Source organism: Anaerolineales bacterium, assembly GCA_037382465.1.
Taxonomy (GTDB): Bacteria; Chloroflexota; Anaerolineae; order Anaerolineales; family E44-bin32; genus WVZH01.
This window is the reverse complement of the sequence record JARRPX010000002.1, coordinates 1-23,368: the sequence shown is the minus strand read 5'-3', so window position 1 is coordinate 23,368 and position 23,368 is coordinate 1. Positions and strand designations below refer to the sequence as shown.

Sequence of the window (23,368 nt, the reverse complement as noted above, 5' to 3'; positions counted from 1 at the left end):
CGCATATGACCGGCATAAGAACCGCACCTTACGGCTCCTGGGAATCACCCATCTCGTCCGAACTCGTCGCGGCATGCGGCTCTGGTTGGGGATGGTTGCTGCGCGAGATTCAAGTGCACGGCAGGTCCGTCTACTGGATCGAGCCCAAACCGGAAGATGGCGGCCGGAACACCATAGTGTGCCGGAGAGAGGACGGCAGCATTGCCGAGGTCATCCCGGAAGGATACAGCGCACGCACCCGCGTCCATGAGTACGGCGGTGGAGATTACTGCGTGCTTGCGGGCACGGTTTTCTTTTCCAACGAGGCGGATCAACGCCTCTACCGGCTCGCAGCGGGTGGTACACCCATCCCGATCACGCCCGAACCGCCCACCGGCGAATCCTGGCGCTTTGCGGACGGTTCTCCTGCAGCGGATGGTCAGTTCATACTCTGTGTCCGCGAGCGTCATGATTCAAACGGCAAGGTGCAGAATGATATAGTGGCCGTTCAAAGCGACGGTGCTGGCGAGGTCAAAACCGTCGTTCGAGGCAGCGATTTCTACGCCAGCCCCAGAATCAGCCCGGACGGCTGCCGCATCGCCTGGTTGTCCTGGGATCTTCCCCGCATGCCGTGGGATGGAACGGAGCTATGGGCAGCGAAATATCATCCCGACGGCTCGATTTCGCCAGCGGATAAAATCGCAGGAAGCGCTGCGGAGTGGATCTCCAATCCATCCTGGAGTCCGGATGGGAATCTCTACTTCCTCTCGGATCGTTCGAATTGGAGCAACCTCTACCGCTGGAACGGATCGCTCGTCGATCGAATCTTCGACATCGAAGCCGATCTCGATCGGCCGGCCTGGTCGTTCGGCTACACACGCTATGCGTTTCTCTCGCAGGGCCGCATCGCCTGCGTCTTCTGGAAAGACGGTCTGGAGCACCTGGGCCTCTACGAACCCCAGTCCCGTAGTTTCCGGAAGCTCGACACGCCTTTTACGGCGATTCCCTACCTGGCCAGTGACGGCGAAGAGAACCTCTGGTTCCTGGGTGGCAACTTCGAAATGCGCCCCGCCGTCGTCCGCATCAATCTCGAAGATGGCTCATCGAATGTCGTTTATCGAGGTGCATCATTCGAGATCGAAGCCGGATACCTCTCCAGGCCTCGTCCGATCGACTACCCAACGTTCGACAGCGAAGTCGCCCACGCGCTATACTACCCCCCTGCGAATCCGGATTATGACTCCCCGGCGGACGAATTGGCCCCGCTGATTGTGCGCTGCCACGGTGGACCGACCTCCGCCGCACATCCCTTCCTGCAGCCCGAATTCCTATTCTTCACCAGCCGTGGCTTTGGCGTCCTCGACGTGAACTACCGCGGTAGTTCAGGCTACGGACGATCCTATCGTGAAGCTTTGCGGGGTCAATGGGGGCACGTCGATACCGAGGACTGCCTCGCCGCAGCCCGCTGCCTGATCGATCGAGGCGAAACGGATCCCGGCCGTCAGATCATGCGCGGAAGCAGCGCCGGCGGCTGGACCACGCTGTGCGCGCTCACGTTCCACAATCTGTTTCGCGCCGGCGCCGTGTACTACGCCGTTGCGGATGCCGAGATGTTGGTCAACGCTTCCCCTAAGTTCGAATCCGGTTACGTGCAATATCTGATCGGCCCTTACCCTGCTGAAAGACAGTTGTATCTCGACCGCTCGCCGATCCATCACACGCAGGAACTATCGAGTCCCCTGATCGTCTTTCAAGGTATGCGTGACAAGATCGTTCCGCCCTCCCAATCGAAAACCTTGATCGAAGCGCTGCGCGAGAAGAAATTGCAGTACGCCTACCTCACATTCCCCAATGAAGGCCACGGATTCCGGCGTGCGGAAAGCCTCAAACGAAGTCTCGAAGCCGAACTTTCCTTCTACGCGCAGATATTCGGCTTCGAACTTGCCGATTCGCTTGAAGCGGTTACAATTTCAAATCTCGCGCGCTGAACAAAAACCAAGAGAAATTTGTGAAGCATGATGTTTGGGAAACGGGCTGATTTTCATATCTCCGAAGCATGGCGGCGCACGCTGTATGTCACCTTTTTCGCGCAGATCATCACTGCCGTCGGCTTTTCCAGCGTCTTTCCGTTCCTTCCACTGTACGTCGAAGCCCTGGGCTCGACTTCCGGGCTCAGCCTCGAACTTCTGGCCGGCCTGGTTTATTCGGCACAAGCTTTCTGCATGATGCTCGCCTCACCCGTATGGGGTGCAATTGCCGATCGCTATGGCCGAAAACTCATGATTCAGCGGGCGTGTTTCGGCGGTGCAGGGATCATCCTGCTCATGGCTTTCGTCCGTTCAGCCGAGCAGCTCGTTCTGCTGCGCGCTATTCAGGGTTTGATCACCGGTTCGGTCGCCGCATCGAGTGCGCTGATCGCCGCAGAGGCGCCCCGTGCGCGCACCGGCTACGCCCTGGGGTTGCTGCAAACGGGGCTCGGTATTGGGATCGCGATGGGACCACTCATCGGCGGCGCCGTCGCAGACGCATTCGGATACGGCGCTGCGTTTTATATTACGGCGGCACTGCTGCTCGTGGCCGGAATTCTGGTTCACTTTGGCGTCGAAGAAACTTACGTTCCAGCCACCACGCCCTCGATCGAGCTGCGTAGTTTCTTTGCCGACTGGCGGCACATCATCCACTCCCCCGGCGTCAAGACGACCTACACGTTGGACACGGTCGCACGGCTGGGGCGTTCGACGATCGTGCCGATCATGCCCATCTTCATCCAATCCTTCACCACCGATATTTCCAGTGTAAATACGATAACCGGAATCGTTTTTGGGGTCTATTCTGCTGCGATGACCCTGAGTTCGATTTATTTCGGCAGGCTTGGCGACCGTATTGGCCATCGATCGATCCTCATCGGCAGTCTGGTTGCCACGGCGCTCTTCTATGCACCACAATCGCTTGTGAGCGAAACCTGGCAGATGTTGCTCCTGCAGGCTCTGGCGGGGGTGGCAATGGGCGGCATACTGCCTTCGGTGGGCGCGCTGCTCGCAAAGCTCACCGTCCACGGGGAGGAAGGCGCGGTGTATGGATTATCGAATTCACTGCGCGCCGCTGCACGCACGATCGCGCCGCTGCTCGGCGCCGGCATCGCAACCTGGCTCAACCTGCAAGCGACGTTCGCCTTTACGGCCGGTTTTTTTCTGCTGGCTGGGATTTTTGCTGCCGCCAGGCTTCCTCGTTCTGAAAATCCGGCATTTACGAAATCATGATCTATCAGATGCCGATCGTCCTGTAAAACAACGGCAGCGGCTCTACATCTTTATCCTCGATGCGGTGCGCCTCGAGCAGCCGCTCAACCGCCGGTTTTACGAGCTGCTCGTCGTTTGCATGGACTGCAAAGAGCGGATCGCCGGCCTCGATGCGGTCCCCGATGTTGGTGTGCACGACCACCCCCACGGCGTGATCGATCGGATCGCCTTTTTTCTCCCTGCCGGCGCCCAGGTCGACCGCCGTGAAGGCCACTTCGCGCGCATCGATTTCGGTGACCGTTCCGCTCACCGGCGCAGTAACTTCCTCGACGATCGCCGCCTGGGGCAATCTTTCCGGATGCTCAACCATGTCCGTATCGCCGTCCTGGGCGCGGACGAGATCCAGGAACTTCTCGTAGGCAGCGCCGCTTACTATGGCGGAATCCGCCATCGCCCGTGCCGTTTCAATATCCTGCGCACGTTCTCCCAGGATCAGCATATACCCCGCCACTTCGAGACAGTGGGCGTGGAAATCCTGTGGTCCCTCACCTTTCAATGAGGCGATCGCCTCTTTCACTTCCAGGGCGTTACCCACGGCATCCCCCAGCGGTTGATTCATGTCCGATATCAGGGCCACGGTGCGCCGATCCGCATGACGGCCAATTTCGACCATCAAATCCGCCAATTCGACCGCCCGCTCCATGGTTTCCATGAAGGCCCCTTTTCCGACCTTTACATCGAGTACGATGCCCTGCGCGCCGCCGGCGATCTTCTTGCTCATGATCGAGGAAGCGATCAGCGGTATCGACGGCACGGTCCCGGTCACATCCCGCAGTGCGTAGAGTTTACCGTCAGCGGGAGTCAGCTTCGCCGTCTGTCCGGACAGCACGATCCCGACCTTCTCCAACTGCGCCAGGAACTCTTCCTTGGTCAGATCGGCGCGAAAGCCGCGGATCGATTCCATTTTGTCCAACGTGCCGCCGCTGAAACCCAGCGCCCGACCGGACATCTTGCCCACTGCGAGCCCGTTCGCTGCGACCGTCGGCAGGACGACGAGCGAGGTTTTGTCCCCGACACCGCCGGTCGAGTGCTTGTCCACGGCGATAGGCACGACGCTGGAAAGATCAATGCGTTCGCCCGAATCGACCATCACCTGTGTGAGTTCCGCCGTCTCGCGCGGAGTCATGCCGCGGAAAACCACTGCCATGCACCACGCAGCGACCTGATAGTCCGGGATGTCTCCGCGGGTGAAACCATCGATCAAGAAACGAATTTCATCCTGCGTGAGCTCCAATCCGTCCCGCTTTTTGATCACAATGTCCACGGCGCGCATACATCGCCTCCTGAAATGTATTTCGATTATACTTTGCGGCCCGTATCCCGCCATAACGTTTGTGATTGTCTAACATGACATAAATTTGTGCGAACGAGCCGTATCCGTGATACGATTCTCTCATGAATATCGCACGGTTTCCCGCTCAACCGATTCGCTTGAATTTTCGACACTTGAAAAAGGAAGCTTATGCAAAAGGTTGATCTCATTCTCCGCAACGCGTTGATCGTAACGATGGACCAGGACGAGCGTGTGATTGCTGACGGCGCCATCGCCGTCAGCGGCGATTCGATCGAAGCCGTCGGCCCGAGCGACGAGATCGTCGCCAGGTACTCCGCCGCAGAGACGATCGACTGCTCCGGTAAGACGATCACGCCGGGTCTGGTCAATTCGCACACCCACGCAGCCATGACTCTGCTGCGTGGCCTGGCCGATGACCTACGCCTTGACGTCTGGCTCCTGGGATACATGATGCCCGTGGAACGTGAGTTCGTATCTCCCGAATTCTGCCGCCTGGGAACCCTCTTGGGCTGCGCCGAGATGATACGCGGCGGAACGACTTGTTTCGCCGATATGTACTACTACGAGGCTTCCGTCGCCGAGGCCGCCGCGGAAGCCCTTGACTACGCCCGCAGCTACATCGAAAAATGGCGCGATCACCCCTGCGTCACACCGGCGATCGCACCTCATGCGCCCTATACGACAACACCGGAAATCCTCAAAGCCTGCGTCGACCTGGCCAGGGAATTCGACGTTCCCCTGCTCACCCACCTCGCCGAGACGATGGAAGAGGTGGAAGAATGGCGTGAGACCTACGACATGCCGGTGATCCCCTGGGTGAAGAAATTGGGTTTGCTGGACGTGAATGTCGTCGCGGCGCACTGCGTGCACGTCGATGACGGCGAAATCCACACCCTGGAACACACCGGAACGGGCGTCTCGCATAATCCCTCCAGCAATTTAAAGCTCGCCTCCGGATTCGCACCGGTCGCCGACATGCTGGATACCGGACTCAACGTTGGCGTCGGGACCGACGGCCCTTCCTCCAACAACGATCTGGACATGTTCGAAGAGATGCGCCTGGCCTCTTTCATCGCCAAGGCGTACGGCGAAAATCCGACGGCGCTGCCCGCTCGCACGGTCTTCGATATGGCTACACGCATGGGTGCGAAGGCTCTCTTCCTCGGCGACGTGACCGGCTCCCTCGAAGCCGGTAAACGCGCCGACATCATCCTCATCGACCTGGAATCCGTGCATAATTCCCCCCACTTCGCCCGAACTCCGGACATGGTCTACTCCCGCCTCGTCTACTCCGCCAAGGCGACCGACGTCACGGACGTGATGATCAACGGGAAATGGGCAATGCGGGAACGCCAGTTGTGTACCATCGACGTCGAACCGCTGCTAGAGGAAGCGGCGGATTATGCGGCGCGAATCGATTCCTTCCTCATCGAACGCGAGGGCTCGGTGCTCTCCAAGCTGATCGCCATTGGCGGCGCCGAGCAGGAAGAGAGCTACGAGGTGCAGATCAAAGTGCGCATCCCCGACGCAGCGCCGGTGATCGAAAAACTGAACAGCGGCGAGTTCGACATCGTACGCACGGCGCACTATCTCGAATACGACACGTATTTCACCTTCGATCCGCCGGAAGTCAACCGCCTGCGCTACCGCGAGGACGAGTTCGTCGGCGAAGACGGCGACGTCTTCAACGTGCGTTATCGTTTGACCCTCACCGGGCCGGCCGCGGAAGGGGAATACCACGATGCCATCTTCCTCTCCCGCTCGCGTTTCATCGCGCCCGCGATCCACAGTCTGCGTTTCTATCAGGAGTACTTCAATCCGTCTTCCTCGATCGAAATCAACAAGGACCGCCGGCGCTGGCTGCTGCGCTACGACGGGGTCGAACTCTTCGTCAACATCGACCGCATCACCAAACCAAGGTTGGAGTGCTGCTTCCTGGAAATCAAGAGCCGCACCTGGTCCCGCCGCGATGCACAGGAAAAGGCGGATGAAATCTCACGTTTGCTGCAGGCGCTGGGCGCCGGTGATGCCGAGACCGTGCGGATGGAATACCCTGACGTGATTGCCGACGAGGTTGAATAACCCCAAGTGGAGCCGACGGACGACTCTTAGGTCGTGGTTTCCGATTCAGGCGCGTCGTCGTCTTTATCCAGGAAACGCTGTTGCCATTCATACAATCGATTTAGCGCTTCCAAGGGCGGCAGGCTGTCGACGTCGATCTTCTTCAATTCTTCCAATATGGGATTTTTCTGCGGGAACATACTCAGCTGCATCGCGGGGATCGCTTTTACATCGTTATTGGCGTTCGAATTCATCTCGAAATTTACCAGAATTTCCTGCGCCCGGTGGATGACGGCGCGCGGCATGCCGGCCAGCTCGGCGACGTGAATGCCGTAGGATTTATCCGCACCGCCGGGCACGATCGTGTGCAGAAACACGACCTCACCGCCCTCTTCCGAAACCGCCACGTTGTAATTGCGTACGCCGGGCAGCACTTCGGAGAGTTGTGTTAGTTCGTGATAGTGCGTGGCAAACAGGGTGCGAGAACGCAGCCGCGGATGGTTGTGGACGAATTCCACCACCGCCCAGGCGATCGACACGCCGTCGTAGGTGCTCGTACCGCGCCCGATCTCGTCCAGGACCAGCAGGCTGCGGTTCGTGGCGTGATTAAGGATGTTGGCCGTTTCCACCATCTCCACCATGAACGTCGATTGGCCGGCGTGGATTTCGTCCTGCGCACCGATGCGTGTGAAAATACGGTCGGCGATCCCCAGGTGCGCCGATCTCGCCGGCACGAAACTGCCCATCTGCGCCAGGAGCAAGATCAAGGCCACCTGACGTAAATAGGTCGACTTGCCCGACATGTTCGGTCCGGTAATGATGCGAATGCGTTCCCCCTCCTCGAAGACCGTGTCGTTGGGGACGAAGCGCTGGGATTGAAGGAACTGTTCTACGACCGGGTGGCGTGCGTCGTAGATTTCGAGGCTTTCGTCCTGCGCCAATTCCGGACGCACGTATCCATTGTTGGCCGCGACTTCGGCCAGCCCGGCTACGACGTCCAGCCGCGCCAGCGTGCGAGCCGTTGCAAGCAAACGCTGCGCCTGTGCGCCGATTTCGCGGCAGATCTCGCGGAACAACTGCGTTTCCAGCTCGCGTATCTGCTCCTCTGCGTTGAGCACCCGCGCCTCGTAATCCTTCATCTCCGGTGTGATGAAGCGCTCGGCGTTGACCAGGGTCTGCTTGCGGATGTACTCCTCCGGTACGTTCTCGCTGTGCGTGCGCGTGACCTCGATGTAGTAGCCGAACACCTTGTTGTAGCCGACTTTCAAGCTCTTGATCCCCGTGCGCTCCCGCTCGACCGTTTCCAGAGATCCGATCCACTCCCGCGCTTCATGGGAGCCGTCCACAAGATCGTCCAATTCCTTTGAATAACCGCTGCGTATCACGCCGATGTGCGCCAGCGTGGCCGGCGGGTCATCGGCAATGGCCTGTTGCAGCAAATCCCGAACGTCGTCACAGGGGTCCAAATGCCCGGCCACTACCGCGTAGGCGCCGTCCGCATGGCCCTGCATCAACTCGATCAACGCCGGAAGCCGTCCCAGCAGCTCGCGCAAACTGGTCAGGTCGTTCGGGCCGGCGGCCCCGATGGAAATGCGGTTCGTCAGCCGTTCGAGATCGCCGATCTTCTTCAGCGCCTGGCGCATCTCGGCCCGCCACAAACCCTCGTTGTAGAAGGCTTCCACCTGATCCAGCCGCTTCTGTATGCGCTCGATGTCGAGCAGCGGATTGCCCATCCAATGCCGGATCAGACGCTTTCCCATCGGCGTGAGAGTCTTATCCACGACACCGAGCAACGAACCATCGACCTTGCCCGTGCGCAGGGTCTCGGTCAATTCCAGATTGCGCCGTGTGGCGGCGTCCAGCGCCATCGAATCGCTGAGCGAGTACGTCGACAGGCCGGTCATCAGCTTGCTCGCTTCGCCCTGCGTCGACTGCAAGTATTCGAGAATGGCGGCCGCCGCACGAATTGCCAGCGTTTTTTTCCCCAGGCCGAAACCGTCCAGCGTCGCCGCGTTGAAATGATCCTTCAAGGTTTCCGCGGCGCGATCCAATTCGAAGCGCCAATCCGGCAGCTTCGTGCTGTGCCCCCGCCATTCGTCTTCCAGGTCCAGCGATTCGGGCAGGATCACTTCCGCCGGCCGCAGGCGGATCAGCTCCTGCCGTATCACGGGACGCGCTGCCGCCGTTTCCACCTGCGTGTCGGCGAATTCAGCTGTGCTCAGGTCGGTGTAGTCGATGCCAACGCCGGCGTTATCCGCGACCACAGCGAGCAGGTAGTTATTGGCGTCGCCCGGCAGCAGCTCCGCTTCGAGTACCGTCCCCGGGGTGATCACGCGCACGACCTCGCGCGGGAAGAGGCCCTCAACGGGTCCGTCCCCGACCTGTTCGCAAATGGCTACGTGATAGCCTTTCTCGATCAAGCGGGCCAGGTAATTCTCGGCGGCGTGATGGGGGATGCCCGCCATGGGCACGCGCGTGCCTTTAGCCACGTTGCGCGAAGTGAGCACGATGTCCAGTTCCCTGGAAGTGATCTCGGCGTCTTCGTCGAAGGTCTCGTAGAAATCCCCCAGGCGGAAGAAGAGAATCGCGTCAGGATACTGCTTCTTGATCTCTAGATACTGCTTGCGGACCGGCGTGGCCTTGGCATTCATGACAGTTGCATTCTAAGCGCTGGCCGTTCAAACTTCAAGCCTCTATGTGTTATACTCGCCGCATGGCTCACATCGTGGCAGTCGACCTTGGCGGCACACACATTCGGGCGGCATACTTCCCGAAGTTCGAAGCTTCTCCCGCTACGCTGACGAAGGTCGAAACGCTGGCTTCGGAAGGACCGGATGCGGTCATCGAGCGCATTACGCAAGCCATCGAATCTCAAATTCCGGACGGCGTGGAAATCCGCGATCTACGCATCGGCATCGGCGCGCCGGGCCCGTTGGATCCGGCGACGGGCGTCGTTCTCGATGCACCGAATCTCCCGGGTTGGGTCGATTTCCACCTCGTCGACCGGATGCGAGCGCATTTCGACTGCCCCATTGCCCTGGGCAACGACGCCAACATGGCCGCGCTCGGGGAATGGCGCTTCGGCGCCGGTATCGATACACAGAATCTCGTTTTTCTGATAATCGGCACGGGCATCGGCGGCGGCATCATCAACGCAGGGCAGCTGATCACCGGAACCTGCGGTCTGGCGGGAGAAGTGGGGCACGTCAGCATCACCTCCGATGGCCCGCGGTGCGGCTGCGGCCAGTCCGGCCACGTGGAGGCTCTTGCCGCAGGTCCGGCCATCGCCCGGCGTGCGATGGCTAAATTGGCGGACGGCCAGGCATCGACGCTGCGAGAAAAATACGAAGCGGAAGGCTCAATTCGTTCAGAAGACATCGGACGCGCCGCCGGCGAAGGCGACTCGCTCGCCCTCGAAACGCTCGAGGAAACCGGCGACATCCTGGGCAGACACCTGGCCAATCTTGCGCACATTTTCAATCCCGAAATCTTCGTCCTCGGGGGAGGCGTCTCGCAGATCGGAGAACCCTTTTTCCAGCCCATCCGAGCCGCTTTTCGCAAATACGTTATGCACCCGGCATACCTGGAGGGTTTGCGCATCGTCCCTGCGACCTTGGGTGACGATGGCGGACTCGTAGGTGCAATGATTCTCGCCCACCCCAAATAACATGAGACAAAACATATTCAAACCACTCGTCGTCCTGTTCTGCGCGCTGGTTGTTGGCGCCTGTTCCAGCTCCAGCAAGTCGAATTCCGTGGTCTACGGACTTACGCTCGCGCCGTCCGGAATCGATCCGCACCTGAACGCCTCGGCCGAACTCGGCATCCCGCTCAGCTCGGTGTACGATACGCTGGTCTTTCAAGATCCCGCCAGCGGGGAGTTCGTGCCCGGCCTCGCCGAACGCTGGACGATCAGCGACGACGGGCTCACCTACACCTTCTATCTGCGCGACGACGTCACCTTCCATGACGACACACCGTTCAACGCCGACGCCGTCGTGGCCAATATCGACTACACCACCGATCCCGATAACCATTCGTTCAAGGCTGCCCTCATGCTGGGCCCGTTGAAAAGCGTTGATAAGCTCGACGATTACAGCGTCGTGTTCCGCCTCGAAGAGCCCTACGCGCCGCTGCTTGACGCACTTTCGCAGGTCTATTTGGGGATGGCCTCTCCAATCGCCCTCGAAACCTGGGGGTCGAGCGATTATCAATTCCACCAGGTCGGCAGCGGGCCGTACCGATTCGTCGAGTACGTACCCAACGATCACCTGGCCATCGCCCGCTACGACGATTACGATTGGGCGCCTTCGATTTATGATCAAGACCGGGCGTCGATCGACACGATCGTCTTTCGTTTTTACGAAGATCCCGCCACGCGCGCCCTTGCGCTCGAAAGCGGCTTTTTTTCAACACCCGGATTTCGCCGACCGACGACGTGCGCGTTCGGGAAGCGCTCATCGCTGCAGTCGATCGCCCCGCCATCGTTTCGACTGTTTTCGGGGCGTACTCTCCGGTCGCCAACGCCCCGCTGACCGCCGTGACGAAAGGTTACACACCCAATGCGCCATTCCCGGACTACGATCCGGAACGCGCCGCGGACCTTTTGGACGCCGCCGGATGGCGGGACGAAGACGGCGATGGAATACGCAGCCGTGAAAACCAACCGCTGCAGATCCTCATCGTTGCACCGTCCTGGGGCTCGAATTCGGAAGTTGCCCAACTGCTGCGCGCCGCCTGGGAAACAATTGGCGCCAGCGTCAAGCTCGAGGTCGCACCGGGATTCGGGCCCCTCAACGAAATGCAGGCCGCAGGGGAGTATCACTTGATCGGCATCAACTTGTTCGATTCCGATCCCGACCTGCTGCGATCGTTCTACGCCAGTGACGGTTTTTACAACTGGACCGGATACGCGGATTCAGAACTGGACGCATTGCTCACGCAAGCCGCGGAAGCCGCATTGGATCCCGAACTGCGGTGGGAGCTGTACGCAGCGGCAGCCACACGCATCCGCGATCAAGCGCTGCTGATTCCGATTCGAGATTACGTCAATCTCGTCGTCACCAACAACCGCATACAAGGTTTATACTTCTCAGCACAAGGATGGTTTCCTTTACTGATCGACCTGAAAATGACGCCCTGAGAATGGTCGTCCGCCGGCTGCTCGAAGGTCTGCTTACTGCCTGGGCGGCGGTTACTGTCACCTTTTTTGCGCTGCATCTCACTGCCGGCGATCCACTCTCGGGTTTGCTCAGCCGTGGTCTGGCGACTAGTGAGCAAATCGAAACACTACGCGTCAACCTCGGGTTCGATGTTCCGCTGCCCATCCAATACCTGCGCTATCTGGCCGGCTTCATCCGCGGCGATCTCGGCGTTTCACTCTACTCGCGGCGATCCGTAAGTCAGGAGATTCTCTCCCAGCTTCCGGCCACCCTGGAGCTGGCCCTGGCCGGCTTCTGCATCGCCATCGCATGGGGTTTCGCTCTGGGTCTCCTCTCGGCCTGGAAAGAACAACGATGGTCCGGCAGGCTTTCCATACTGATCACGGGATTGGCGACGTCTCTTCCGGTCGCTTTCACGGGAATCCTCGCCTTGTATGCCTTACGGACCGGATACGGGCATCTTCCCGAAGGCGCTTTGAATCCAATCCAACGTCTCGTTCTTCCGGCGCTCGTGCTGGGTTTCGCGACGGCCGGCGGGATCGCCCGCGTCGTCCAGGCCGGTCTTCGCGAAAGCCTGCGGCAGCCGTACATGCTCGCCGCTCAAGCCCGAGGCATCCAGAGCGGTTTTCGATACTTGTGGCATGCGTTGAAACCCTCGCTGCCGCCGGCGATCTCGATGAGCGCCCTCGAAGCTGCCTTCCTGCTTTCCGGAACGGTGATCACCGAGACCATCTTCGCCCGTCCGGGTTTGGGCAGGCTGCTGATCGATTCGATCCTCGAGGGGGACTTCCCCATCGCGCAGGGAATCGTAGCCGTTGTCGCCATCTTCTACACACTGAGTCACATCATCGCCGAACTGCTCTCGCTTGCCATCGATCCTCGTTTGCGAAGGGGCGCCGGATGAAACGCGCTGCGGATTTTCTGGCGCTTGCCTGGCTGTTGACCGTCGCCATGCTGGCGTTTGCCGCGCCGCTGATCGCGACCGCCAATCCGAACCACCCCGTCGCCGATCCGCTGCTGTCGCCTCGAACCCACTTTCCTCTCGGCACCGATGGATTGGGCCGCGATCTCTGGTCGCGTATGCTCTACGGCTGCCGCATCAGTCCCGGCGCCGCATTCCTGGCCGCACTGCTGACCTTGATCCTTGGAAGTTTGCTGGGGTTTACCGCTGCTGCTTTCGGTGGGCTGCTCGATCGACTCATCTCGGCCTCGATCAACGCCGCGCTCGCCGTTCCCGCGCTGCTGCTTGCCATGCTCCTCGTGGCCGGATTCGGACCGGGGATCACGACGGTGATCCTCGCCATCGGCCTGGGCGGCGCACCAGCGTTCGCCCGCGTGACGCGCACGCTCAGCCTTCAGTTGATGGAAAAGGAATACATTACCGCCGCAGAATCACTGGGGGCGACCCGGCTGCAGATCGCGATTCGTCACCTGCTGCCGAACGCCGCAGGCCAGATCGTCTTCCTCGCAACGACCCATTACGCTTGGGCGTTTCTGGGTGTAACGACGCTCACTTTTCTGGGTCTTGCCGGCGATCCATCTCTGCCCGATTGGGGAGCGATCCTCAATCAGGGGCGAGTGTTTCTCGTCGAAGCCCCCTGGTTGGTCCTGACTCCGGGACTCGCCATCACCCTCACCATCTTGGCCATCCATCGCATCGGCGCATCGTTCACCGAGCCGAATTTACCCGCCCGCATCCGATGACCGCTGCGCCCCTGCACGGTGTGGTAAACTGGTTCAGCGCCGAGCTGGAATCATCTTCGCTGCATTCGCCCTGAGTGATCCTCTCGGCTGCGACATACCATCCTCGTAAATCAAGGTAAGGAAACATTGATCTACATTCTGTTGGCATTGGCGCTGGTCTTCGACTTCCTCAACGGCATGAACGACAGCTCCAACATCGTTGCGGGCGTCATCTCGTCTCGTGCCCTTCGCCCTCGAACGGCCTTGGTGATTGCAGCGATGGCGAATTTCGTCGGTCCCTACTTGTTCGGCGTCGCAGTCGCAACTACAGTGGGGGAAGATTTACTCGATATCAAGGCCATCGATCTCAACGTGGTCTTGTCCGCTCTAGCTGCAGCCATCGTTTGGAACGTGCTTACCTGGTATATCGGTCTTCCCTCCTCCTCATCGCACGCGTTGATCGGCGGCCTTCTGGGTGCTGCCATCATGGGCAGCGGCCTGGAGGTCGTACGACTCGGCGGTTTGCTCAAAATCGTCCTTACACTGCTGATTTCCCCCCTGCTGGGCATGATCGTCGGCTTCATCATCATCCGTATCATTCTCTGGCTGTTCCGTAAAGCGACACCGAAGGTCAACATCCTTTTCCGGCGCATGCAGGTGTTGACTCTGATCGGGCTGGGTCTGAGCCACGGCGCAAACGATGCGCAGAAAACCATGGGCGTGATTACCCTGGGTCTCGTGCTCATGAGTAAAATCGCAACTTTCAAGGTGCCGCTCTGGGTCATCACGATAAGCGCAAGCTCGATCGCTCTGGGAACCGCAATCGGAGGCTGGCGGCTGATCCGCACGCTGGGAGGAAAAATCTTCCGTATTCGGCCCGTTCACGCATTTTCATCGCAGGTCGCGGGATCTGCGGTCATTTTTGGCGCAGCCATTTTCGGAGGCCCGGTCAGCACGACTCAAGTCATGAGCTCCGCCATCGTCGGAGTCGGCGCCGGTCACCGTGCAAACATGGTCCGCTGGCAGGTGTTGGGTGAAATGTTGACGGCCTGGCTGCTTACCATCCCCAGCACGGCGGCCATTTCCGCGCTCCTGTTTTTGATACTCAATAACCTCTAGTCGTCCTCCGTGCACCAGCGTTTGATGAGCGTAACGATCTCGGCCCCTGCATCCGGTCCTGCGTCGATCCAATGAATCTGCGGATCGTCGGCTTTGAACCAGTTCGCCTGTCTGCGCACGAATTGTCTCGTCAGACGGCGGATTTGGAGGACGGCCTGCTCCAGAGTCGTCTTCCCCTGTAAATACTCCCCGATTTGCCGGTAACCGATGGCAGACATGGCCGAATTCTCCGGACGCAGTCCCTTCGCAAAGAGTTTTTCCACTTCCTGGACGAAACCCTGCGCAATCATCGCTTCTATACGCTCGTCGATTCGGGCGTACAGTTTCTTGCGCGGCATCGTCAACCCGATTCGCAGCACGTCGAACGGCGGCGGCTCTTTGCGGCGCAAGCTGCTCGCCGGCCTGCCGCTGATGTGACAGATTTCGATGGCGCGCACCACGCGGCGCACGTTGCGGTGATCGATGCGCTGCGCTGAAAGTGGATCGATTTTCCGCAGCTTCTCATGCAGCGCACGGGATCCATGTTCCGCTGCATACGCCTCCAACTCACGACGCAACTCGAGATCGGATTCATTTAACGGCGGCTGCCAGCCCTCCAAGATGGCGGCAAAGTACTGTCCCGTTCCGCCCACGAGCAGCGGCAGACGCCGGTGCGCGTGGATCGCATCGATGGCGGCCAAAGCGGCTCTGTTGAAATCGACCAGCGACCAGGGATGCTCGGGGTCGGCCACGTCGATCAGGTGGTGCGGTATGCGCGCTCGCTGTTCGGCCGTCGGCTTTGCCGTACCGATGTCCATACCCCGATAGATTTGGCGTGAATCGACAGACACGATTTCCGCATCCACTTTCTCGGCCGCGAGTATCGCGGCTTCGGTCTTGCCGACGGCCGTAGGCCCAAAGATCGCCACGACCTTGTTTTCCGGATTCATGATTCACGCTCCCCCTCGATGGCATTTACGTAGTGTTCGATCCGCTGCACGTCCCCACGCCGATCCGCGTCGATGGCGACGACGTCGATCCGCCAAACGGCATCGAGCCGATCCTTTTCTTGCAGGTATGCGAGGGCTGCATTCCGCAGGTGCCGGCATTTCCGTGGGGTCAGGCTCTCCTCAGGCGTACCATATGCATCGGAGCTGCGCGTGCGTACTTCCACAATGACGATGATTTCGCCGTCCAAAGCCACGATGTCGAGTTCTCCCGCTTCGCAGTGCCAGTTACGATCCAAAATAGCCAGACCTGCCGACTGGAGAAATTCCGCCGCAGCAGCTTCACCCCGTTCGCCCAATTCGTGTGACCGCATAGCTAGATGAACTCCCGTTAAATTGCCAAAGCGATACCATTGTACTGGATTCATGGGCCGCAAACCGATTCTTGTGGCTATAATAAGTATAGGGGCCAGGCCTATACGCTGGAGGGCAGTACGTTTTCAAAGTGGGGAACATGCAAGCAGAGATTATCTCGATCGGCACCGAGCTGCTCCTGGGTGAAATCGTCGATACCAACACGCACACCATCGCACAAGCGCTGCGTGAGGTTGGCATCAACGTTTTCCGTACAATCAGCGTCGGTGACAACAAGGAAAGGATCGCCGAGGTCGTCCGCGAGAGTCTCCGGCGTGCGCAAGTCGTCATCACCACGGGAGGCCTGGGCCCGACGATCGACGACGTTACACGGGAAGGCATTTCTCTGGCGCTCGATCGGACGCTCGAATTTCGCCCCGAATTATGGCAGCAAATCCTGGAGCGATTCGCTCGCTTCGGACGCCAACCCACCGAAAACAACCGCCGCCAGGCACAACTTCCACGCGGTGCAATCGCCATCGACAACCCGATCGGAACAGCACCGGGATTTTTGATCGAAAGCGCCACGTCGGTCGTATTTGCACTTCAAGGCGTACCGGCCGAGATGGAACACGGATTGGAAAATTATGCCATTCCATATCTGCGTGAGAAATTCAACCCGCAGAGCCTGATCAAAACCCGCATCCTCCACACTTCGGGTCTGGGAGAATCCGCCGTAGACACCCGCCTCCAGGATCTGGAAAAATTCAGCAACCCGACCGTCGGCCTTGCCGCGCATCCAGGCCGCGTCGACGTTCGCATCACGGCGAAGGCCAAGACAGTCGAACAGGCAGACGAGTTGATCCGCAGATTCGAAGCCACGATCCGGGAGCGTTTGGGCGAACATGTTTATGGCACCGACGGCCACACCCTGGAAGCCGCCACGCTGGCCCGGGTCGCCGCATACCAGCTTCAGCTCGTGACCGTCGAGTGTGGCACGAACGGCGCGCTTTCCGCTGCTTTGTCACCCCTGGAGGAGCCATACATTTGCGGCCAGGTACTGACCCAGGTCGAAGATTTCGAGGAACTGTCCTCCGCGCTCGTTCGTTTACAGCATTCACAAAAAGCTCGGCTCGGTATGGGCTTGCGTTTGACCGCGGAAGGCGCGCGGCATATCAGCACTATCCTGATCAACTCGCCGGTGGGAAACGAAACCCTGAACCGAACGTACGGCGGCCCTCCCGCATACGCTGCGCGTTGGGCGGCGAGCGTGGCGCTCGACCGCTTGCGGCGCCATCTTGCTTGACAACCCCCTTCACGACTTCTATAATCCGCAGCGAAGACGCGGGTGTCGCCAAGTGGTAAGGCAGTAGCTTCCCAAGCTACCATTCGTGGGTTCGAATCCCATCACCCGCTCTCTTTTTCATCCATCCGGATTTGCCCGTCCACACACTGATTATTGACATCCATCAAAGCTATGATAGATTATTAGCTATATATTTCTGGTAATTTTGGGAATTATCGACGGAGCGCTGTTGGAAGATTTTCTCGTTTGGACTGCCATCTTGACTTGGCACATCGACGGATCATAAGACCCTTTCCGGTGTCCAGGGCGGTGCGCGAAACGAACGTTTAAGGTCGCGTGGGACACCTCCCTGCCGGGAGGTGTTCGTTGTTTCCAACGGGGAATTATCCTTGACAATCCTTTTCAACCAAATTTTAATTTCCAGATTACCCTATTGCACCGATACGAAGTTCGAAAGGAGGAATCTGCGCCGTAAATCAAACGCACTACCGTACATAACCATCGCTAACGACTTATTACGAACAAAGTCAATTTGAGTGGAGGAGGAGAGAGCTACCATGAAACGTCTTACGCCGCTTGTTTTCTTATTAATTGCCAGCTTGCTGTTTACATCATGCGCCAAGGTCACGGAAACGGCCGCGCCCGTCGCTGTTGAGCCTTCAGCCACACCGGAAGAAGCAGTACAAGAACCCATGCCAGCAGGTGGCGACGTAATCGCCATGGGCATGACGGCAGACGAACTCGTCCAATCCGGATACGTCGTCATTGCGCCGGGTGATCCGATCCGCATCGGCCAATCCACCGGCCTCACCGGCCCGCTTCCGGATCCAGGCCTCGACATTCAACAAGCTGCCGAATTGGCCGTGGACGACCTCAACGCTGCGGGTGGTTTCGAGGGCCATGAGTGGGAACTCGTAACAGAGGACGGCGCCTGTGATGGCGATGCCGGCACTGTCGTCGGCAACAAATTCGCCGCCGATCCTTCGATCGTGGCCGTGCAAGGCGGTATGTGCACGGGCGAGACCCTGGCCCTGATCCCGATCTTCGAGGAAGCGCGCATCCCCTTCGTTTCCGCCAGCTCCACCAACCCGGCGGTCACGAGTGAAGGCTGCGACATCTGCAACCGTGTTGCCCTGAGCGACAAACTGCAAGCCGACGTGGATGCCGAGTACATCGTCAACGAACTCGGCGTTACCAAAGTTGCACTCATGCACGACAACTCGGACTACGGCCTCGGCCTGGTCGAGCTGATCCAGGATTCATTGGCGCTGCTCGGAGCCGAAGTGACGGACATCCAGGGCGTGCAGGTCGGCGACACGGATTTCCGTGCGGTACTCACCCAGATTGCACCGAACAACCCCGAGTTGATCTTCTTCGGCGGTTACTCCACGGAAGCCGGTTTGATCACCATCCAGATGGATGAAGTCGGCCTCGACAACGCGATCTTCTTCAGCGACGACGGCACCTATACCAAGCAGTACCTCGACACCGCCGGGGATGCCGCCGAAGGCGCATACGCCAGCTTCGTGGCTGGTGACGAACTCGTGGATGCCAATGCTGAATTCGACTCCAAGTACATGGAGAAATTCGGCGTCGCCCCGGATGACCTCGGTCCTTTCCACGCCCAGGCATACGACGCGGTCAACCTCATCGCCGAAGCGATCAAGAGCGTCGCCATGACGGATGACGCAGGCGAAGGTTACCTGATCATCGAGCGCGAGGCGGTCATTCATGCCGTTCGCAACACCTCCGGCCTGCAAGGATTGGCCGGCGTGATGACCTGCAACGGGATCGGTGATTGCGGCGCCGGTGGTATCCAGATATTCGAAGTTCAGGATGGCGCCTGGACCCAAATCTCTGGCTTTGGGTTCGAGTAAAGCCGTCTCACATTAATCGAAACCAAGACTGGGGTAGTGGAAACTACCCCAGTCTTATCACCATGAACGTTCAGAAAATCGGATATCTCCATCCACACCCTGTCAACATGATTGGTCATCGTCCATGAAGAAAAACGCTAAACAGGCGTCGACGAAAAAAACGCTGGGCGCGATCAACCGAAGAACGCAGAGCAGAATCCTGATCACCGCATTCGGCATCCTTGTCTCGATCCTGCTGATCTGGCGCATCCTCGTCGTCGCTCAGGAGACCGCCTACACGCCGCAATATTGGGCTTTTCAGATCATCAACGGACTGATCCTCGGCGGGGTGTACGCGCTCGTCGCCCTTGGCTACACGCTGGTTTACGGGATCCTGTTCATGATCAACTTCGCCCACGGCGAAGTAATGATGATCGGCGGATTCGCCGGTTTCTTCACGCTGCAGTTGTTCACCACGCTTGGCTGGACGAAGGGATCACCCATCGTAGCCGCGCTCGCAATCCTGCTGGTCATCATTGCCGGCATGATCGCCTCGATACTCATCGGAATCACCTTGGAGCGCATCGCCTATCGGCCGCTGCGGACTGCACCCCGCCTGGTGCCGCTCATCAGCGCCATCGGCGCTTCGTTCTTCCTGCAGTATTCCGCACTGCGAATTTTCGGCGTGACACCACACAATTACCGCAAGCCGGATATCATCGCCGGCGGCTGGTCTATCGGGGACACGGGAATATTCGTCACACGTACGGGCGTCTTTATCCTCGTGATTTCCATCCTGATGATGATCGGCCTTTTTATCATCGTTCAGCGCAGTAAAATGGGCCGCGCCATGCGCGCCGTCGCCGAGGACAAGGAAACTGCTGCGCTGATGGGCATCAATGTCGACAGCGTCATCGCCTTCACGTTCGCGCTCGGATCGGCACTAGCCGGCGCCGGTGGGGTCATGTTCGGATTACACAACACGGTCATGCGCTTCAATACAGGTTTCATCCCGGGGCTCAAGGCATTCACCGCTGCCGTCCTCGGCGGCATTGGCAACATCCCGGGCGCTATGCTCGGTGCGGTGCTGCTCGGCGTGTTCGAAGCATTGGGTCCCAGCGCGCTGGGGCTGCCTACGGAATATAAAGACCTGATCGCATTCTCGATCCTCGTTCTCGTACTGATCTTCCGCCCGATGGGCTTGCTCGGTGAAGTCCTGGCTGAGGAAAAGGCGTAATCCATGAGACATAAAGACGGTATTCGCTTCGGTCTAATAACCTTTGGCATCATTCTCTATCTCGACCTGCTCGGTTTACCGCTTACATCCGGGAATTCGGTCACGGTTATCTTCGCCTTTCTGATTGGATTGTTTTCACTGCTTTTCTTACGCAATCGTCCTGGGCAGACTCGTACGCGTTCAAGCACAATAGTCAACGGCTTATTGATCGGCGCCATCAGCGGTGTTGGATTGATGTTTGTCACCTACTTCTTTGCCAGCTTGCAAGCCGACGGCGTCCGGGTTAACCAGGTTTTTGCTCAAATCCTTCCCGAAAATACGGGTGCCCTCACGGGATTGAGTAAAACGCAAGTGCTCGACGGCGCGAACATCTGGCCGGGTTTGATCAAAATCGGCCTGATCTTCACCCTCGCCGGGTTCATAGGCGGCAGTGCGACGCTGCTTTTCACGGAAAGCAGCGGTGGAAGAGTCCAGCGCCTTACCGGTTCCTCCGTTGGGCATTATGCCGTTTTGACCTTGCCTCTGCTTTTCTTCGCCTTATTCATGCTGCTGAAAGTGGAAGGGGTACAGCTGGGCGGCGCGGACGAGAACATCCTTGGATTGCTTTTCGTGTTTCTCTTTATTTCTGCGGCGCTGTTTGCCTTTCGCGATACACGGCCGGGCATCGAACGCAAAATCGTTGCGCTGCTCATGCTGGCATTGATGGTCGTCTTGCCGCAGCTCACCGACCTCTTCCAGAACGCCGTGCTCAGCGCTGTCGTGATCTTCGTCGTCATGGGTTTGGGTTTGAACATCGTCGTAGGATATGCGGGCTTGCTCGATCTTGGATACGTCGCATTCTTCGGCATCGGCGCCTACACCTTCGGACTGCTCTCCGCCCCTGAATCCTACGTTCTCGTCAACCTGCCGGCATTCGGCGGCGTCACATTTTGGAGCGGCTTGCCGATCGCAATCATCGCCGGCGTCATCACCGGCGTTATGCTCGGCATTCCCGTACTACGCATGCGCGGCGATTATCTCGCCATCGTAACCCTGGGTTTCGGCGAAATCATCCGGCTGCTCTTCTTGAACCTTCGAGTCTATACGGGAGGACCGGGCGGCGTACTCAACATTCCGGCCCCGATCGTCTTCGGCGTAGACCTGGGCAACCCGAAGGGCATCTTTTACCTCGGCATGATATTCAGCGGCATCGTAGCCTTTGTCACCATCCGTCTGCGGGATTCGCGTTTGGGGAGATCCTGGATCGCACTGCGCGAGGACGAGGACGTCGCCCAGGCGATGGGCCTCAACATCGTTGCGATCAAGCTGCTCGCTTTCGCCACCGGTGCAGCCTTCGCCGCGGCAGCGGGCGCACTGTACGCTTCCAGACAGGTCAATATCTTCCCGGACAATTTCACACTCCTCGTTTCCATCGACGTGCTTTCGCTGATCATCATCGGCGGGCTTGGCAGTATCGAAGGTGTGATCCTCGGTTCGATCGCGCTCATCGGTCTACCGGAGATTCTGCGCAGCGTGAACGAATACCGCATCGTGGCATTTGGCGCTCTCCTGGTCGTGATGATGATCCTGCGTCCGGAGGGATTGCTGCCCTCTGCACGCCGGCAGCGTGAACTGCGCAGCGAAGGCATAGCCGAAACACCCACATCCTCGGAATGAATGGGACGACCATGGATTCCTTTTTCGAGATACACGGCTTACATAAACGATTTGGTGGACTGGGCGCGGTCAACGATTTTGATTTTCAATGCGATCGAGGCTCGATCGTCAGCATCATCGGTCCCAACGGCGCCGGGAAGACCACCGTCTTCAATTGCATCACGGGTTTCTACAGCATCGACGGTGGAGAGATCCTTTTCAAAGGAACCCTGCTCAACGATCGTTCGCCGGATCGCATCACCCGTATCGGAATCGCTCGCACCTATCAAAACATCCGTCTCTTTTCCAACATGACGGGCGTGGAAAACATCTTGGTCGGGATGGAACCTCACCTGCGTTCGACGTATTTTGGCTCACTACTGCGCACAAAATTCACACGCGATGAGGAACGCCGGGCACATATGGAAGCCGTTCGTTTGCTGGAATTCGTCGGTATTCCACTACAATCGGACGACCTGGCGAAGAATTTTCCCTACGGCGATCAACGGCGTTTGGAGATCGCACGCGCCTTGGCCAGCAAACCCGAACTGCTGCTCCTGGATGAACCGACCGCGGGCATGAACATCCGCGAAAGCGCCGAAACGATGCACTTCATCCAGCAATTGCGCGACGAATTGGGCATCACCATCATTCTGATCGAACACGACATGCGCGTCGTTATGGGAATTTCCGAAAGGATCACGGTCTTGGATTACGGCCAAAAAATCGCCGAAGGAACGCCGAAAGACATTCAAAACAATCCCAGGGTGATCGAAGCGTATCTTGGGCGCGGCGCCGCGTCCGGCATTGCGACATATCCTGCCACATAGCTTTCCAGGAGCCAATTTGATGTCTTTGCTCGAACTTCGAGATGTTCACAGTTATTACGGCAACATCCACGCCCTGAAAGGGATTTCGATCGACGTTGATGAAGGCGAGATCGTGACCTTGATCGGCACGAACGGCGCAGGTAAAACGACCACGCTGCGAACGATCAGCGGTGTTCTCAAGCCCCGCAGCGGCACTATCCTCTTCGATGGTGAAGATTTGATCCCCTTCAAGATGCACCAAATCGTCTACAAGGGCATCGCCCTGGTACCAGAAGGCCGGCGCATCTTCTCGCGGCTCACGGTATTCGAAAACCTGGACATGGGCGCATACCATCGAACCGACGCCGACGGTATTGCGGAAGACCTAGAGCGCGTTTTCACCTTGTTCCCCCGGCTCAAAGAAAGAGAGCATCAAGTCGCGGGAACGCTGAGCGGCGGCGAACAGCAAATGCTTGCCACTGGTCGAGCCCTGATGGCGCATCCCCGCCTGATGCTGCTGGATGAACCCTCCATGGGCCTGGCGCCTGTGCTCGTCGAAAGCATTTTCGACACCATTCAAGAGATCAACCGGGAGGGCAGGACCATCCTTCTCGTGGAGCAGAACGCACACATGGCCCTCCAGGTTGC

At 58.7% G+C, this 23,368-nt stretch carries 17 protein-coding genes, 1 tRNA gene and 1 pseudogene; 15 read left to right on the top strand and 4 right to left on the bottom strand.

All coding sequences use genetic code 11. The annotated features are described in order from the left end of the window. Positions 1–5: 5 nt before the first annotated feature. Positions 6–1,967 (top strand): prolyl oligopeptidase family serine peptidase, encoded by a 1,962-nt coding sequence (locus tag P8Z34_00550; protein ID MEJ2549153.1) that lies wholly within the window; start codon positions 6–8, stop codon positions 1,965–1,967. 27 nt (positions 1,968–1,994) lie between these two features. Further along, positions 1,995–3,239 carry an MFS transporter gene (locus P8Z34_00545; protein ID MEJ2549152.1) on the top strand — a complete coding sequence of 415 codons (1,245 nt, stop codon included), beginning with the start codon at positions 1,995–1,997 and terminating at the stop codon, positions 3,237–3,239. 4 nt (positions 3,240–3,243) lie between these two features. On the opposite strand, the gene P8Z34_00540 is transcribed toward P8Z34_00545, so the two are convergent. Further along, a complete protein-coding gene (locus P8Z34_00540; GenBank protein MEJ2549151.1) occupies positions 3,244–4,551 on the bottom strand; it encodes a thymidine phosphorylase in 1,308 nt (435 codons plus the stop codon). A gap of 189 nt (positions 4,552–4,740) precedes the next feature. Here P8Z34_00540 and P8Z34_00535 point away from each other — a divergent pair, with 189 nt between their 5' ends. Then, entirely contained in the window at positions 4,741–6,654 is a 1,914-nt protein-coding gene (locus P8Z34_00535; protein MEJ2549150.1) for an amidohydrolase, read from the top strand. A gap of 26 nt (positions 6,655–6,680) precedes the next feature. Here the strand turns inward: P8Z34_00535 and mutS are convergent, their stop codons facing one another. Further along, positions 6,681–9,284 (bottom strand): DNA mismatch repair protein MutS, encoded by a 2,604-nt coding sequence (gene mutS, locus P8Z34_00530; protein ID MEJ2549149.1) that lies wholly within the window; start codon positions 9,282–9,284, stop codon positions 6,681–6,683. 74 nt (positions 9,285–9,358) lie between these two features. Between mutS and P8Z34_00525 the strand changes: the two genes are divergently transcribed. The 5 genes and pseudogenes from P8Z34_00525 (at position 9,359) to P8Z34_00505 (ending at position 14,597) form a co-directional block, all read left to right on the top strand. Further along, positions 9,359–10,300: an ROK family protein gene (locus tag P8Z34_00525; GenBank protein MEJ2549148.1), complete on the top strand. Its 942-nt coding sequence runs from the start codon at positions 9,359–9,361 to the stop codon at positions 10,298–10,300. Between the two features lies 1 nt (position 10,301). After that, positions 10,302–11,776 (top strand): annotated as a pseudogene (locus tag P8Z34_00520) (ABC transporter substrate-binding protein). Then, positions 11,737–12,699 (top strand): ABC transporter permease, encoded by a 963-nt coding sequence (locus tag P8Z34_00515; protein ID MEJ2549147.1) that lies wholly within the window; start codon positions 11,737–11,739, stop codon positions 12,697–12,699. Before P8Z34_00520 ends, P8Z34_00515 begins: the two are co-directional and overlap by 40 nt. Next, positions 12,696–13,499, top strand: coding sequence for an ABC transporter permease (locus tag P8Z34_00510; protein ID MEJ2549146.1), 804 nt, complete (start codon positions 12,696–12,698; stop codon positions 13,497–13,499). The genes P8Z34_00515 and P8Z34_00510 overlap by 4 nt, the downstream gene beginning before the upstream one ends. Before the next feature lie 126 nt (positions 13,500–13,625). Next, entirely contained in the window at positions 13,626–14,597 is a 972-nt protein-coding gene (locus P8Z34_00505) for an inorganic phosphate transporter (protein ID MEJ2549145.1), read from the top strand. On the opposite strand, the gene miaA is transcribed toward P8Z34_00505, so the two are convergent. Together miaA and P8Z34_00495 are read right to left on the bottom strand one after the other, a co-directional pair. Beyond that, complete coding sequence (gene miaA / locus P8Z34_00500; GenBank protein MEJ2549144.1) at positions 14,594–15,526, bottom strand: tRNA (adenosine(37)-N6)-dimethylallyltransferase MiaA; 933 nt, start codon at positions 15,524–15,526, stop codon at positions 14,594–14,596. The genes P8Z34_00505 and miaA overlap by 4 nt on opposite strands. Further along, complete coding sequence (locus tag P8Z34_00495) at positions 15,523–15,897, bottom strand: YraN family protein (GenBank protein MEJ2549143.1); 375 nt, start codon at positions 15,895–15,897, stop codon at positions 15,523–15,525. Before P8Z34_00495 ends, miaA begins: the two co-directional genes overlap by 4 nt. 140 nt (positions 15,898–16,037) lie before the next feature. Here P8Z34_00495 and P8Z34_00490 point away from each other — a divergent pair, with 140 nt between their 5' ends. The 7 genes from P8Z34_00490 to P8Z34_00460 form a co-directional block, all read left to right on the top strand. Then, entirely contained in the window at positions 16,038–17,183 is a 1,146-nt protein-coding gene (locus tag P8Z34_00490; GenBank protein ID MEJ2549142.1) for a molybdopterin-binding protein, read from the top strand. A gap of 38 nt (positions 17,184–17,221) precedes the next feature. Continuing rightward, positions 17,222–17,293 (top strand) — tRNA-Gly (locus P8Z34_00485). A 447-nt stretch (positions 17,294–17,740) separates the two neighbouring features. Continuing rightward, positions 17,741–19,060, top strand: coding sequence for a branched-chain amino acid ABC transporter substrate-binding protein (locus tag P8Z34_00480; GenBank protein MEJ2549141.1), 1,320 nt, complete (start codon positions 17,741–17,743; stop codon positions 19,058–19,060). A gap of 124 nt (positions 19,061–19,184) precedes the next feature. Beyond that, on the top strand, positions 19,185–20,276 hold the full coding sequence (locus tag P8Z34_00475; GenBank protein MEJ2549140.1) for a branched-chain amino acid ABC transporter permease: 1,092 nt from the start codon (positions 19,185–19,187) through the stop codon (positions 20,274–20,276). A gap of 3 nt (positions 20,277–20,279) precedes the next feature. Further along, positions 20,280–21,932 carry a hypothetical protein gene (locus P8Z34_00470; protein ID MEJ2549139.1) on the top strand — a complete coding sequence of 551 codons (1,653 nt, stop codon included), beginning with the start codon at positions 20,280–20,282 and terminating at the stop codon, positions 21,930–21,932. 11 nt (positions 21,933–21,943) lie between these two features. Further along, on the top strand, positions 21,944–22,741 hold the full coding sequence (locus P8Z34_00465; protein MEJ2549138.1) for an ABC transporter ATP-binding protein: 798 nt from the start codon (positions 21,944–21,946) through the stop codon (positions 22,739–22,741). Between the two features lie 19 nt (positions 22,742–22,760). After that, on the top strand, positions 22,761–23,368 hold a 608-nt coding region (locus P8Z34_00460; GenBank protein ID MEJ2549137.1), incomplete at its 3' end, for an ABC transporter ATP-binding protein.